12 protein-coding genes, 1 rRNA gene and 1 riboswitch are annotated in these 13,877 nt (G+C 69.6%); of the genes, 12 read left to right on the plus strand and 1 reads right to left on the minus strand.

Annotated features, from left to right (window positions below):
• From rrf to AC07DC_RS37390, 11 genes are all read left to right on the plus strand, one after another.
• A 5S ribosomal RNA gene (gene rrf, locus AC07DC_RS37340) occupies positions 1-92 on the plus strand; the annotation flags it as partial.
• Between the two features lie 109 nt (positions 93-201).
• Positions 202-810 carry a cardiolipin synthase ClsA gene (gene clsA, locus AC07DC_RS37345; RefSeq protein WP_478919148.1) on the plus strand — a complete coding sequence of 203 codons (609 nt, stop codon included), beginning with the start codon at positions 202-204 and terminating at the stop codon, positions 808-810.
• Between the two features lie 23 nt (positions 811-833).
• Positions 834-3,329 carry a sugar phosphate nucleotidyltransferase gene (locus AC07DC_RS37350; protein WP_478919150.1) on the plus strand — a complete coding sequence of 832 codons (2,496 nt, stop codon included), beginning with the start codon at positions 834-836 and terminating at the stop codon, positions 3,327-3,329.
• A 63-nt stretch (positions 3,330-3,392) separates the two neighbouring features.
• Entirely contained in the window at positions 3,393-4,334 is a 942-nt protein-coding gene (locus AC07DC_RS37355; protein ID WP_478919288.1) for a DUF881 domain-containing protein, read from the plus strand.
• Positions 4,331-4,663: a small basic family protein gene (locus AC07DC_RS37360; RefSeq protein WP_030364457.1), complete on the plus strand. Its 333-nt coding sequence runs from the start codon at positions 4,331-4,333 to the stop codon at positions 4,661-4,663. The genes AC07DC_RS37355 and AC07DC_RS37360 overlap by 4 nt, the downstream gene beginning before the upstream one ends.
• A 7-nt stretch (positions 4,664-4,670) precedes the next feature.
• A complete protein-coding gene (locus tag AC07DC_RS37365; RefSeq protein WP_478919151.1) occupies positions 4,671-5,636 on the plus strand; it encodes a DUF881 domain-containing protein in 966 nt (321 codons plus the stop codon).
• A gap of 64 nt (positions 5,637-5,700) precedes the next feature.
• A complete protein-coding gene (locus AC07DC_RS37370; RefSeq protein WP_478919289.1) occupies positions 5,701-6,600 on the plus strand; it encodes an FHA domain-containing protein in 900 nt (299 codons plus the stop codon).
• 42 nt (positions 6,601-6,642) lie between these two features.
• Complete coding sequence (gene ftsR / locus AC07DC_RS37375) at positions 6,643-7,380, plus strand: transcriptional regulator FtsR (RefSeq protein ID WP_478919153.1); 738 nt, start codon at positions 6,643-6,645, stop codon at positions 7,378-7,380.
• Between the two features lie 81 nt (positions 7,381-7,461).
• Positions 7,462-7,935, plus strand: coding sequence for a bifunctional nuclease family protein (locus tag AC07DC_RS37380; protein ID WP_031518684.1), 474 nt, complete (start codon positions 7,462-7,464; stop codon positions 7,933-7,935).
• A gap of 192 nt (positions 7,936-8,127) precedes the next feature.
• Positions 8,128-8,736 carry a MerR family transcriptional regulator gene (locus AC07DC_RS37385; RefSeq protein ID WP_478919155.1) on the plus strand — a complete coding sequence of 203 codons (609 nt, stop codon included), beginning with the start codon at positions 8,128-8,130 and terminating at the stop codon, positions 8,734-8,736.
• A 58-nt stretch (positions 8,737-8,794) separates the two neighbouring features.
• The gene (locus tag AC07DC_RS37390) at positions 8,795-10,165 is read left to right on the plus strand and encodes a DNA polymerase IV (RefSeq protein WP_478919156.1); all 1,371 of its coding nucleotides are present in this window, start codon (positions 8,795-8,797) and stop codon (positions 10,163-10,165) included.
• A 33-nt stretch (positions 10,166-10,198) separates the two neighbouring features.
• Here the strand turns inward: AC07DC_RS37390 and AC07DC_RS37395 are convergent, their stop codons facing one another.
• A complete protein-coding gene (locus tag AC07DC_RS37395) occupies positions 10,199-10,576 on the minus strand; it encodes a PRC-barrel domain-containing protein (protein WP_478919158.1) in 378 nt (125 codons plus the stop codon).
• 125 nt (positions 10,577-10,701) lie between these two features.
• Positions 10,702-10,799: riboswitch (glycine riboswitch) on the plus strand.
• 188 nt (positions 10,800-10,987) lie between these two features.
• Here AC07DC_RS37395 and gcvP point away from each other — a divergent pair.
• Positions 10,988-13,873 carry an aminomethyl-transferring glycine dehydrogenase gene (gcvP, locus tag AC07DC_RS37400; protein WP_478919160.1) on the plus strand — a complete coding sequence of 962 codons (2,886 nt, stop codon included), beginning with the start codon at positions 10,988-10,990 and terminating at the stop codon, positions 13,871-13,873.
• The last annotated feature ends 4 nt before the right edge of the window (positions 13,874-13,877 follow it).

Raw genomic sequence — 13,877 nt, forward strand, 5'->3', positions numbered from 1 at the left:
CGCCCGGTTACATTCCGAACCCGGAAGCTAAGCCTTTCAGCGCCGATGGTACTGCAGGGGGGACCCTGTGGGAGAGTAGGACGCCGCCGAACAATTATTACGAGGCCCGACCTCGGATCTTCGATCCGGGGTCGGGCCTTTTTGTCGTCTGGGGTAGGGTCGGGTGGAATCATCGGCACGTACATACAGGAGGGGCCCCCGGTGGAGGTCCAGGAGTCAAGGGTGCAAACGGATCGGATCTTCACGATCCCCAACATCCTGAGTATGGCCCGCCTGGTGGGCGTCCCGGTGTTCCTGTGGCTGATCCTGTGGCCCGAGTTCGGCGGCCCGAAGGCCGACGGCTGGGCTCTGCTGGTCCTCGCACTCAGCGGTATCAGCGACTATCTGGACGGCAAGCTCGCGCGGCGGTGGAACCAGGTCAGCAATCTCGGCCGGCTCCTCGACCCGGCCGCGGACCGGCTGTTTGTGCTGTCCACCCTGATCGGGCTCACCTGGAGGGACATCCTCCCCTTGTGGCTGACGTTGCTCCTGTTGGCCAGGGAGGTGATGATGGGGGTAATGCTCCTGATCCTCCGGCGGCACGGATACGGGCCGCCGCAGGTGAACTTCGTGGGCAAGGCCGCCACCTTCAACCTGATGTACGCCTTCCCGCTGTTGTTGCTGAGTGATGGCAGCGGATGGCTCGCCACGCTGGCCGCAATTTGCGGATGGGCGTTCGCCGGATGGGGTACAACTCTGTACTGGTGGGCAGGGATCCTCTATGTAGTGCAGGTCCGCAGACTTGTGCGGATGGACGCCACGGCTGATTGAGCCGCAAGGAGGACTTTTCCGACATGAAGGCCGTCGTGATGGCCGGCGGCGAAGGCACACGCCTTCGCCCAATGACCTCGAGTATGCCCAAGCCCCTGCTGCCGGTTGCCAACCGGCCGATCATGCAGCACGTGCTGACGCTGCTCAAGCGGCACGGTCTCACCGAGACCGTGGTGACCGTCCAGTTCCTCGCATCCCTCGTCAAGAATTACTTCGGGGACGGCGAAGAACTTGGGATGGAGCTCACGTACGCCAATGAGGAAAAGCCACTCGGGACGGCCGGGAGTGTAAAGAACGCCGAAGAGGCGCTCAAGGACGACTCCTTCCTCGTGATTTCCGGTGATGCGCTCACGGACTTCGACCTCACCGAGCTCATCGAATTCCACAAGGAAAAGGGTGCACTTGTCACCGTATGCCTGACGCGGGTGCCCAACCCGCTGGAGTTCGGCATCACGATCGTGGACGAGGAGGGTAAGGTCGAGCGCTTCCTCGAGAAGCCCACCTGGGGCCAGGTCTTCTCGGACACCGTCAATACGGGCATCTACGTCATGGAGCCCGAGGTCTTCGACTACGTGGCCGCCGACACGTCCGTCGACTGGTCGAGCGATGTCTTCCCGCAGTTGATGAAGGAAGGCAAGCCGGTCTACGGCTTCATCGCCGAGGGCTACTGGGAAGACGTCGGCACGCACGAGAGCTATATCAAGGCGCAGGCGGACGTCCTTGAGGGCAAGGTCGATGTCGATCTCGACGGATTCGAGATCTCGCCGGGTGTCTGGGTGGCCGAAGGTGCCGAGGTCAGCCCCGATGCCGTACTGCGCGGGCCTTTGTACATCGGGGACTACGCCAAGGTCGAGGCCGGCGCGGAGATCCGCGAGCACACGGTCATCGGCTCGAACGTCGTCGTCAAGTCCGGTGCGTTCCTGCACAAGGCCGTGATTCACGACAACGTCTACGTCGGACAGGGAACGAACCTGCGCGGCTGCGTGGTCGGTAAGAACACCGACATCATGCGGGCGGCGCGGATCGACGACGGTGCCGTGATCGGCGATGAATGCCTGATCGGCGAGGAGTCGATCATCGCGGGCAATGTCCGTGTCTATCCGTTCAAGACCATCGAGGCCGGCGCTTTCGTCAATACGTCGGTCATCTGGGAATCGCGGGGTCAGGCGCATCTGTTCGGCGCGCGCGGTGTCTCGGGAATCCTGAACGTGGAGATCACCCCGGAACTCGTCGTCCGGCTGGCCGGTGCCTACGCCACCACGCTCAAGAAGGGGTCCACGGTCACGACGGCCCGCGACCACTCCCGTGGCGCGCGAGCACTGAAGCGCGCGGTGATCTCGGCCCTGCAGACCAGTGCCATCGACGTCCGGGACCTGGAGAACGTCCCGCTGCCGGTGGCCAGGCAGCAAACGGCGCGCGGCAGCGCCGGCGGCATCATGATCCGCACGACCCCGGGTACGCCGGACTCCGTCGACATCATGTTCTTCGACGAGCGAGGCGCCGACCTGTCGGCGGGCGGGCAGCGCAAGTTGGACCGGGTCTTCGCCCGCCAGGAGTACCGGCGCGCCTTCCCCGGCGAGATCGGTGACCTGCGCTTCCCGTCGAGCGTCTTCGACTCCTACACGGGCTCGCTGCTGCGGGCGGTCGACACCTCGGGTGTCGCGGAGTCGGGGATGAAGGTCGTCGTGGACGCGGCGAACGGCAGCGCCGGCCTGGTGCTCCCGAGCCTGCTGGGGCGGCTGGGCGTCGACGCGTTCACCATCAACCCCGGGCTGAACGAGGCCCGGCCCACCGAGACCGCCGACGAACGCCGGTCCGGGCTGGTGCGGCTGGGCGAGATCGTCGCCTCGGCCCGTGCGGCCTTCGGCGTCCGGTTCGACCCGGTCGGTGAACGGCTGTCGCTGGTGGACGAGCGCGGCAGGATCGTCGAGGACGACCGGGCACTGCTCGTGATGCTGGACCTGGTCGCGGCCGAGCGCCGCAGCGGACGGGTGGGACTGCCGGTCACCACGACCCGTATCGCCGAGCAGGTGGCGGCGTACCACGGCACCCAGGTGGCATGGACCACGACATCGCCGGACGACCTCACGCGAGTGGGCCGGGCGGAGAGCACGATCTTCGGCGGAGACGGCCGGGGCGGCTTCATCATCCCCGAGTTCAGCAGTGTCTTCGACGGGTCGGCTGCGTTCGTGCGGCTGATCGGCCTGGTGGCCCGTACCCAGCTCACCCTCAGCCAGATCGACGCCCGGATCCCGCGCGCCCATGTCCTGCGACGCGACGTGGCGACCCCGTGGGCCGTCAAGGGACTCGTGATGAGGAGCGTGGTCGAGGCCGCCGGCGACCGGTCGGTGGACACCACCGACGGTGTCCGGGTCGTGGAGACCGACGGCCGTTGGGTGATGGTCCTGCCCGACCCCGCGGAAGCGGTCACGCATTTGTGGGCAGAAGGTCCGGACGACGCCTCTGCCCAGGCGCTGCTCGACGAGTGGTCGGCGATCGTGGAGGGCGCTGGTCACTGATTCCGGGGCCGAACGGCGCGCCGCAAGGGGGCCGTTCGAGTGGAGCGGCCCCGACGTGCGACGATGTGCGGCATGCCGCAGCAGCACCAGGATGGGAGCAGCCCCAGCCCGAAGGCCCCGCCACGGCGCCCCGACGCCTCGATGTCGCTGCTGACCAACGTGATGGATCACAGCCTCGACGACGGCTACGCGGAGGCGGCGGAGCGTCGTGGCGTGGTGGGCAGCTCACGGCTGCCCACCACGCTGCGGGCCAAGCTGGGGCTCGCCGTCGGGCTGGTGCTGGCGGCCGTCGTCGTCACGCTCGGGGCCGCCCAGGCGAACGTCGCGGCGCCCACGCTGGCTCTGGAGCGGCAGAAGCTGATCGAGCGCATCCAGTCCGGCACGAGCTCCGCGGACAGCCTGCAGAAGAACGTGGACCAGCTGCGCGACGAGGTCGACGCGAAGCAGCGGGCCGCCCTGGGTGACAAGGGTGCCGGCAGTACGGACCTGGTGGCGCTGATGGCGGGCGCCACGCCCGTCAAGGGCCCGGGGGTGAAGCTGGTCGTCGACGACGCCAAGGAGGCGTCGACGGGGAACGGCGGCGGGCCGCGGGAGAGCAATGGTTTCTCCGACACCGGGCGCGTGCGCGACCGTGACATGCAGCGGATCGTCAACGGGCTGTGGGCGTCGGGGGCCGAGGCGATCTCCGTCAACGGCCAGCGTTTGACGGCGCTGTCGGCGATTCGCGCCGCCGGTGACGCCATACTGGTCGACAACAAGCCGCTGGCGCCTCCGTACACGGTGCTGGCGATCGGGGACGGCCGGCGGCTGAGCACGACCTTCCAGGAGAGTGCGGACGGGCAGTATCTGCACGTACTGCAGCAGAGCTACGGGATCCGCGCGGACATCTCCGCGGAGGACGAGGTGCGGTTGCCGGCCGCCCCCAGTCTGATCGTGCGCTACGCCAAGCCGGTGCCCGGCAACACGAAGGCGGACGCCGCCAGAACAGGGAAGGGTACGAAGTGATCGCCGTACTGGGCCTCGTCGTGGGAGTCGTGGTCGGACTCGTGGTCCGCCCCGTCGTGCCGACAGTGGTCGAGCCCTATCTCCCGATCGCCGTGGTAGCCGCGCTCGATGCCGTCTTCGGCGGTCTGCGCGCGATGCTCGACGGGATCTTCGACGACAAGGTCTTCGTCGTCTCCTTCCTCTCCAACGTGGTGGTGGCCGCACTGATCGTGTTCCTCGGGGACAAGCTCGGTGTCGGCGCGCAGCTGTCCACGGGTGTGGTCGTGGTCCTGGGTATCCGGATCTTCTCCAACGCGGCTGCCATCCGCCGCCACGTCTTCCGGGCGTGACCGCCGTATGAGCGACGAAGAACTCCCCGAGCGCGCCACGACGCCCGACAGCGAGGGTGTCCCCGAGGGCGCCGCGACGCCGGAGCGCGCCGGCGTCCCCGAGAGCGCCGGTGCACCGGAGCGTGCCGAGACCCCGGGGCACTCCGATGCCCCCGAGCCCGACGACGCGCCCGCGCGGCCCGGGAAGGCGGTGCCTTCCGAGGCGTCCGAGACCCCCGTGCCGGACGCGGGGCCCGTGAAGCCGGCGTCGGGCGAGACGGGCCGGCAGCGACTGCTGGCGGGGCTGTGGCCGCCGCGGCTGTCGCGGGCCCAGCTGATCGTCGCGCTGCTGCTGTTCGTGCTGGGGCTGGGACTGGCCATCCAGGTGCGCTCCACCAGTGACAGCGGGGCGCTGCGCGGCGCCCGCCAGGAGGACCTGGTGCGCATCCTGACGGAGCTGGACAACCGCACGCAGCGGCTCCAGGACGAGAAGCGCCGGCTGGAGACGCAGCGCTCCGAGCTGGAGACCAGCTCCAACCAGGCCGAGGAGGCCCGCAAGCAGACCGACCAGAAGGCGCAGCAGCTCGGCGTGCTCGCCGGTACGGTCGCCGCGCAGGGCCCCGGCATCAACCTGACGATCTCGGACCCCAAGGGCGGCCTGGAGGCGGACAAGCTGCTGGACACACTGCAGGAGCTGCGGGCGGCCGGGGCCGAGGCGATCCAGATCAACGACGTACGGGTGGTGGCCGACACGTACTTCACGCAGGGTGCCGACGGTGTGGAGATCGACGGCCACAAGGTGGTCCAGCCCTACCGGTTCAAGGTCATCGGAAATCCGCAGGACCTGGAGCCGGCGCTCAATATTCCCGGCGGAGTGGTGCAGACTTTGAAGAAGGAGCAGGCCACGGCCGATGTCGTCCGTTCTGAGAAGATCGTCGTGGATGCCTTGCGGCCGGCGAAGCAGCCTGACTACGCTCGGTCGTCATCACAGTGACGCGGGGGGTCGGCACATCGTCGGGGTGGTCTGTGTTGGAAACTGTGTGTAGCGAGGGTTCGTCCTGCCCCACGGGCGGGTCTGTTTCGGTCAAGGGGAATCGCCCGTGAAGTTGTTTGGGAAGTTGTTCGGCAAGAGCGCGCGACAGGCCAAGCAGGCTGGTGATCCCGCTACGGCGCGTCATCGTGCCCCGCGCCAGGGGCAGGGGGACGGCCCGGCCGGGGAGCGGCCGCTGTTCCGGAACGAGCCCGCCGGAGCGCGCGGTGACATTTCGGGCGGACAAGGTGTGGCGTCTGTTGACCCTGCCGCGTCCGGCCGCATAGGTTTCGGGGAACCATCAACCTCAAGTACGGGTGCAGGGTTTCCCTCCGATCCGTACGCGTCGAACGTCCCCGCGGGCGATCCGCGGCAGGAGGCTCAGTCCATGACGGCCTTGCCGGTATGCACGAGGTGCGGTCACACCAACGCGGAAGCGAGCCGCTTCTGCTCCAACTGTGGCGCGCCGCTGCGTGCCGGTGTCCCGTCCGAGCGGCCGTCGGAGACCACGTCGACGATCTCGATCTCGGGGCTGGAGGCCTACGAGGCCGAGGCGACCGGTCAGACCGTGACGCCGTCGCTGTCCCCGGAGGCCCAGGCGGCCGTGGACGCGCTGCCGATCGGTTCCGCCCTGCTGGTGGTGCGCCGAGGCCCGAACTCGGGCAGCCGCTTCCTCCTGGACGGCGAACTGACCACGGCCGGCCGCCACCCGCAGAGCGACATCTTCCTGGACGACGTCACGGTCTCGCGCCGCCATGTGGAGTTCCGGCGGGCGACCGACGGCGGCTTCACGGTCTCCGACGTGGGCAGCCTCAACGGCACGTATGTCAACCGGGAGCGGATCGACTCCGTGTCTCTCGCCAACGGCGACGAGGTCCAGATCGGCAAGTACCGACTGGTCTTCTACGCGAGCCAGCGAGGCATCTGACCTCCCACGCAGTGTGCGGGGGGACTCCCACAGGGAAGGTCCATGCTTAGAACACCGTCAGGCGGTGCCGGCAACGGCACCGCCACCCCGGACGGCCGGCTGCTCAGCATCGGGGCCGTGCTGAACCACCTGCAGGACGAGTTCCCCGAGGTCACCATCTCCAAGATCCGGTTCCTGGAGGCGGAGGGCCTGGTGGAGCCCCAACGCACTCCTTCGGGCTATCGGAAGTTCGCTCTTCGCGATGTGGAGCGGTTGGGCCACGTCCTGCGCATGCAGCGGGACCACTATCTGCCGCTGCGCGTCATCCGGGAGCATCTGGACGCGCTCGACCGGGGCGAGCAGATTCCGCTGCCGGGGCCGGGCGAGTCCCGGGAGCTCGCGGAGGGTGTGGCCGCTACCGACAGCCCCTCCGAGCTGCGGATCGGTCGGGAAGCGCTGCTGGCCGCCACCGGTGCGGAGCCGGACGATCTGGAGCAGTGGGAGTCCTACGGCCTGGTGGAGGCCGGTCGTGACGGGGGCTACGACGCCGAATCGGTGAACATCGGCAAGCTGATCGTCGACATGGGCCGCTTCGGCCTGGAACCGCGCCATCTGCGCGCGGTGAAGGCCGCGGCCGACCGGGAGGTCGGCCTGGTGGAACAGGTGGTCGCCCCGCTGCGGCGACACCGCAACCCGCAGACCCGTACACACGCCGAGACGACCGCCCGGGAACTGGCGGCACTCTCGGTCCGTCTGCACGCCGCCATGGTCCAGTCCGCCCTTCGCCTGCGGCTCTTCTGAGAAGCTGCGCGATACCTGTCAAGTCCGCCGAGCGGGATGCCCGACTACCCAAACCGGCCGGGCACGTCCTAGGGTTACTGTGTGAACGAGCTCGACGTCGTGGGTGTCCGGGTCGAAATGCCCTCCAATCAACCGATCGTGCTCCTGCGCGAAGTGGGAGGCGACCGGTATCTGCCCATCTGGATCGGGCCTGGAGAAGCCACGGCCATCGCTTTCGCGCAGCAGGGCATGACGCCTGCTCGCCCGCTGACCCATGATTTGTTCAAGGATGTGCTCGAAGCGGTCGGACAGACGCTCACCGAAGTGCGGATCACCGATCTGCGCGAGGGTGTCTTCTACGCCGAGCTGGTCTTCGCCAGCGGTGTGGAGGTCAGCGCCCGCCCGTCCGACGCCATAGCCCTCGCCCTGCGCACCGGGACGCCGATCTACGGCAGCGACGGAGTGCTGGACGACGCGGGGATCGCCATCCCGGACGAGCAGGAGGACGAGGTCGAGAAGTTCCGCGAGTTCCTGGACCAGATCTCGCCGGAGGACTTCGGCACGAGCAACCAGTAACGGGCTTATTTGGCCCATTCGGCTAGCCGTTCCCCGTTCGGGGGCACGCGAAACCACTCTTGGGGTTGATATCACTCGGCGTGCCGAGTGTGGCGATCGTTGACGCACCCCGAGTGACTGCCTACCGTCGAGATGGAAAGTCCCGTTGGCACGTGCACGTGCCGACCGGGACGCGAAGGGACGGAGGGCGGCGTGAGAAGCACCGGCGACGGTATGGCCACGGGCGGCCCGTATCCCACCCGTGGGGCCCTGGCCCGGCAGCCCGCACCGGCCGACGGTGCGATGGCCGGCCCGGCGGAGCCCGAGACCGAGACGGTCGGGTACCGGGGGCCGACGGCGTGCGCGGCGACCGGCATCACCTATCGCCAGCTGGACTACTGGGCGCGTACGGGCCTGGTCGAGCCGAGCGTCCGGGCAGCGTACGGAACGGGTGCGCAGCGCCTCTACGGCTTCCGGGACGTGGTCGTCCTCAAGATCGTCAAGCGGCTCCTGGACACCGGGGTCTCCCTGCAGAACATCCGCACCGCCGTCCGGCACCTGCGCACCACCGCACCCGCCGAGCTCACCCGGATGACCCTGATGAGCGACGGCGCCACCGTGTACGAGTGCACCTCGCCCGACGAGGTCGTCGACCTGCTCCAGGGCGGCCAGGGCGTCTTCGGGATCGCCGTGGGCGTGGTCTGGCGGGACGTCGAGAGCTCCCTGTCGCAGTTGCACGGCGAGCGCGTGGACACCGGCGAGACACTGGCCGGCCACAACCCCGCGGACGAGCTGGCGCGGCGCCGGAACCGCGTGGGGTGAACCGTCCGCTGTACGTCCGTACGGTGAATGTCAGTGCCGTGCGGCAGCATCGGTGACTGTGAGAACCGCTCCGACGATCCTGCACCTGGACATGGACGCGTTCTACGCCGCGGTGGAACAGGCCTCCAAGCCGAGCCTGCGGGGCAAGCCGGTCGTGGTCGGCGGTCTCGGACCGCGCGGCGTCGTCGCGACCGCGTCCTACGAGGCACGTGTCCATGGCGTCCATTCGGCGATGGCCATGGCGCACGCACGGCGTCTCGCCCCCAATGCCGCCTACCTCATTCCCCGCTTCGACCTGTACCGGCGGGTCAGCGAGACCGTGATGGGGATCCTCGGGGAGCTGTCGCCGCTGGTGGAGCCGCTCAGCCTGGACGAGGCCTTCGTGGACCTGGAGGCGGGTGCGACGACCGAGGCCCCCCGCCAGGTGGCGGAGCGGGTGCGGGCGCGGATCAGGGCCGCCACGGGGCTGACGGCCTCGGTGGGGCTCGCGGGCTCCAAGCTGCTGGCCAAGATCGCTTCCGAGCAGGGCAAGCCGAACGGCCTGGTGGTGGTCGAGCCCGGCACCGAGCGGGCGCTGCTGGACCCGATGCCGGTCCGGGTGCTGCCGGGCGTCGGGCCCGCGACCGGCGAGCACCTGCGCCGGGCCGGTATCGGCACGGTCGGGGAGGTGGCGCTGGCCGGGGAGTCCGAGCTGGTGCAGCTGCTGGGCAAGGCGCACGGCGCCTCGCTCTACGCCATGGCCCTGGGCCTGGACAGCCGGGCCGTGGTCGCCGACCGTGACGCGAAGTCCGTCTCGGTGGAGGACACCTTCGACGTGGACCTCACCGACCGGTTCCGGGTGCGCTCGGAGCTCGACCGGCTCGCGGACCGCTGTGTGCGGCGGCTGCGGGAGGCCGGGCGGTCCGGCCGGACGGTGGTGATCAAAGTGCGGAGCTACGACTTCAGCACCCTGACCCGGTCCGAGACCCTGCGGGCGCCCACGGACGACCCAGGGGTGGTGCGGGAGACCGCCCGAAGGCTCCTGGAGGCCGTCGACACGACCAACGGCGTCCGGCTGCTCGGGGTGGGCGTCACCGGGCTGGCCGACTTCACGCAGGAGGATCTGTTCGCCCAGGCGGCCGAGCTGGAGGCGGAGCTCGAGGCGGAGGCCGCCGCGGTGCGCGCGGCGGAGCTCGCGGAGCGGGAGGAGGCGGATCCGGCAGGGCGTCCGGCGCCCGCGGCGGAGCCGGTACGCGCCGCCGTGCGGTGGATGCCGGGGCAGGACGTACGGCACGCCGAATTCGGCGCCGGGTGGGTGCAGGGCAGCGGGGTGGGACGGGTGACCGTGCGCTTCGAGAAGCCGACGGACCGCGTACCGGGCCGGGTGCGGACGTTCGCGGTGGAGGATCCGGAACTGGAAGCGGCCGAACCGCTGCCACTGGTCCCCTGACCTGGGCGTTCGCGGACCGCTCCGGGTGGTTTCTCAGTCCTCGCCGGCCAGCCGGCCGAAGTCGTGGTCGCCGGTGCCGGGGGCCTCGGTCGAGGTGGACGGGACGTCCATGCCGTAGTGGTGGTAGAGCTGGATCTCCTGCTCGGGGGAGAGGTGGCGGCCGACTCCGAAGTCGGGGGCGTCCTTGATGAGGGCCTTGGGGAAGGGGACCCGCAGCTCCCCGTCCACCACCTCGCTCGGCTCGAGCGGCACGAACGCGTCCCGGCTGAACAGCCCGGTGCGTACCGCGGCCCACTCGGGCTCTCCGGTCGCGTCGTCGAGGTACACCTCGTCGACCGTGCCGATCTTCGCCCCGTCGCTGTCCAGGGCCCGGCGGCCGATCAGGCTGCGGGGATCAATATCGGTCTGCACGGTCCCTCCAACAGATCGGTGCTGCTCTGCTAGATCAACCAAAGGCCACATTGGGGGCGGTGTCGACTCGAGGGATCCACGAGGAATCCGCCCCCATCCCCGCTGGTAGGCTGAATGGCGGCTGCAGACCCCATGCGGGAGAGTCCTCCGAGATCGTGTCGGGGGCGCCGAAGGAGCAAATCCTCCCCGGAATCTCTCAGGCAACCGGTACCGCATGGATGAGGTCACTCTGGAAAGCAGGGCGGGCCTCGGGCATGACTCATGCGCGGGACCCGGCCTCACCGACGGTGAAAGTCGTGCTTTAGGCAGCACGGTGAAGCTCTCAGGTTGTGATGACAGAGGGGGAGGCCGTTCGGGTGCCCGCGCCGCGGCACCCCTCGCAGGTCGTGTCAGACCAGGAGGCCTCCGCAGATGAATGCCCACCGCATCCCACTCTCCGAGCTCGAGAGCGGCATCCCGTTCGAACAGCGCCACATCGGCCCCGACGCCGGGGCCCAGGCCAAGATGCTGGCTCACGTCGGTTACGGCTCCTTGGACGAGCTGACGGCTGCCGCCGTGCCGGACACCATCAAGAGCTTCGAGGCGCTGAACCTGCCCGCGGGACGCACCGAGGCCGCGGTACTGGCCGAGCTGCGTGACCTCGCGGACCACAACCAGGTGCTGGCGCCGATGATCGGCCTGGGCTATTACGGGACCTTCACCCCGCCGGTCATTCTGCGCAACGTGATGGAGAACCCGGCCTGGTACACGGCGTACACGCCCTACCAGCCGGAGATCTCGCAGGGCCGGCTGGAGGCGCTGCTGAACTTCCAGACGGTCGTCGCCGACCTCACCGGTCTGCCCACCTCGGGAGCCTCGCTCCTGGACGAGGGCACCGCCGCCGCCGAGGCCATGTCGCTGGCCCGCCGGGTCGGCAAGGTGAAGCAGGGCGTCTTCCTGGTCGACGCGGACTGCTTCCCGCAGACCGTCGCCGTGATCGAGACCCGCGCCGAGCCGACCGGCGTCGAGGTCGTGGTCGCCGACCTCACCGACGGCATTCCGGACGAGGTGGCCGAGCGCGGCGTCTTCGGCGTGCTCCTGCAGTATCCCGGCGCCTCCGGCGCGGTACGCGACCTCAAGCCGGTCATCGAGCGGGCGCACGAGCTGGGCGCGATCGTCACGGTCTCCGCCGACCTGCTCGCCCTGACGCTGCTCACCTCGCCCGGTGAGCTCGGCGCGGACATCGCGGTGGGCACCACCCAGCGCTTCGGTGTCCCGATGGCCTTCGGCGGCCCGCACGCCGGCTACATGGCCGTCCGCGAGAAGTTCGCCCGCAGCCTGCCCGGCCGCCTCGTCGGTGTCTCCGTCGACGCGGACGGCAACAAGGCGTACCGGCTCGCCCTGCAGACCCGCGAGCAGCACATCCGCCGCGAGAAGGCCACCAGCAACATCTGCACCGCCCAGGTGCTGCTCGCCGTCATGGCGGGCATGTACGCGGTCTACCACGGCCCGGACGGGCTGGCCCAGATCGCCCGGCGCACCCACCGCTACGCCGCCATCCTGGCCGAGGGCCTGCGGGCCGGCGGCGTCGAGGTCGTGCACGGCGGGTACTTCGACACCGTGACCGCCCGGGTGCCCGGCCGCGCTGCCGAGGTCGCCGCCGCGGCCCGCGCCGCGGGCGTCAACCTGTGGGAGCGTGACGCCGACCTGCTCGGCATCTCCTGTGACGAGACCACCGGCCGCGACCAGCTGGCCGCGGTGTGGGGTGCCTTCGGGGTGACCGGTGACGTCGAGGCGCTCGACGCCGCCGTCCCGGACGCGCTCCCCGGCGGTCTGCTGCGCGGTGACACGTACCTGGCGCACCCGGTCTTCCACCAGCACCGTTCCGAGACCGCGATGCTGCGCTACCTGCGCCGGCTGTCGGACCGTGACTACGCGCTCGACCGCGGCATGATCCCGCTGGGCTCGTGCACGATGAAGCTCAACGCCACCACCGAGATGGAACCGGTCACCTGGCCCGAGTTCGCCGGGCTGCACCCCTTCGCGCCGGTGGAGCAGGCCGAGGGCTACCTCACGCTGATCCACCAGCTGGAGGAGCAGCTCTCCGAGGTCACCGGCTACGACAAGGTCAGCATCCAGCCCAACGCCGGATCGCAGGGCGAGCTGGCCGGGCTGCTCGCGGTGCGCGCCTACCACCGCTCCAACGGTGAAACCCAGCGCACGGTGTGCCTGATCCCGTCCTCGGCGCACGGCACCAACGCGGCGAGCGCCGTGATGGCCGGCATGAAGGTCGTCGTGGTCAAGACCCGCGACGACGGCGACGTGGACGTCGAGGACCTGCACGCCAAGATCGACCAGCACCGTGCCGAGCTGGCCGTCCTGATGGTCACCTACCCGTCCACGCACGGGGTGTTCGAGGAGAACATCACCGACATCTGCGCGACGGTGCACGAGGCCGGCGGCCAGGTGTACGTGGACGGCGCCAACCTCAACGCGCTGGTCGGCCTGGCCAAGCCCGGCAAGTTCGGCGCGGACGTCTCGCACCTGAACCTGCACAAGACCTTCTGCATCCCGCACGGCGGCGGCGGTCCCGGCGTCGGCCCGGTCGCGGTGCGCGCGCACCTCGCGCCGTTCCTGCCCAACCACCCGCTGCAGCCGACCGCGGGACCCGCCACGGGCGTCGGCCCGATCTCCGCGGCGCCGTGGGGCTCGGCCGGCATCCTGCCGATCTCCTGGGCGTATGTGCGCCTGATGGGCGGCGAGGGGCTGCGGCGCGCCACCCAGGTCGCGGTGCTCGGTGCGAACTACGTGGCCAAGCGGCTCGAGCCGCACTACCCGGTGCTCTACACGGGCCCGAACGGTCTGGTCGCGCACGAGTGCATCATCGATCTGCGGCCGCTGACCAAGGAGACGGGCGTTTCGGTGGACGACATCGCCAAGCGCCTGATCGACTACGGCTTCCACGCGCCGACGATGTCGTTCCCGGTGGCCGGCACGTTGATGATCGAGCCGACGGAGAGCGAGGACCTGGCGGAGCTGGACCGGTTCTGCGAGGCGATGATCGCCATTCGCCGGGAGGTCGACAAGGTCGGTTCCGGCGAGTGGCCGGTGGAGGACAACCCGCTGCGCAACGCGCCGCACACCGCGGCGTCGCTGGGCGGGGAGTGGGACCGGCCGTACTCCCGCGACGAGGCGGTGTTCCCGGCCGGTGTGTCGGCCGCGGACAAGTACTGGCCGCCGGTGCGGCGCATCGACGGCGCCTTCGGTGACCGGAACCTGGTCTGCTCCTGCCCGCCGCTCGACGAGTACAACGCGTAGTACC

The organism is Streptomyces sp. NPDC045021 (assembly GCF_056432645.1).

Excerpts from the sequence above, each read along its gene's own strand:
- AC07DC_RS37350 (WP_478919150.1), top strand. The coding sequence starts at position 834 with ATGAAGGCCGTCGTGATGGCCGGCGGCGAAGGCACACGCCTTCGCCCA.
- AC07DC_RS37355 (WP_478919288.1), top strand. The coding sequence starts at position 3,393 with ATGTGCGGCATGCCGCAGCAGCACCAGGATGGGAGCAGCCCCAGCCCG.
- AC07DC_RS37365 (WP_478919151.1), top strand. The coding sequence starts at position 4,671 with ATGAGCGACGAAGAACTCCCCGAGCGCGCCACGACGCCCGACAGCGAG.
- ftsR (WP_478919153.1), top strand. The coding sequence starts at position 6,643 with ATGCTTAGAACACCGTCAGGCGGTGCCGGCAACGGCACCGCCACCCCG.
- gcvP (WP_478919160.1), top strand. The coding sequence starts at position 10,988 with ATGAATGCCCACCGCATCCCACTCTCCGAGCTCGAGAGCGGCATCCCG.